The 329-nt window shown below is 64.7% G+C and carries 1 protein-coding gene; it reads left to right on the top strand.

The window, feature by feature from the left end:
* The coding region (locus SM755_RS23365) for a hypothetical protein (RefSeq protein WP_323174796.1) at positions 1-226 on the top strand (226 nt) is incomplete at its 5' end.
* Positions 227-329: the final 103 nt, after the last annotated feature.

Genomic DNA, 329 nt, shown 5'->3' with positions numbered 1-329 from the left:
CGGCGACCCGAACATCTCCGAGGAGGTCGAGGACGACATCGCCTGGCACGGGGCCGAACTGGAACACGGGTACGAAGAAACCGTGTGGGCACCGACCGGGACTAACCGCGACGACCTCGTGGAAGTCGAGAAGTACGAGGAGGCGGACTGGTGGCCCGGCGACGCGCGCCGCGACGATCTCGTCCAGAACTACATCGACGGAACGCTGCAGGGAGGTGACAGCTGATGCCCGAAACCTACAACCCCCAACTCGGCCGCGAGCACAGCTACCCCTACGAACCCCGCGACGAGGAGCGCGACTGGCACTGGGGGATGATCATCAACACGAA

The organism is Natrialba sp. PRR66, assembly GCF_034808065.1.
Taxonomy (GTDB): Archaea; Halobacteriota; Halobacteria; order Halobacteriales; family Natrialbaceae; genus Natrialba; species Natrialba aegyptia.
Note: the sequence above shows the minus strand (reverse complement) of the source record. Positions and strands in the feature narration are given on the sequence as shown.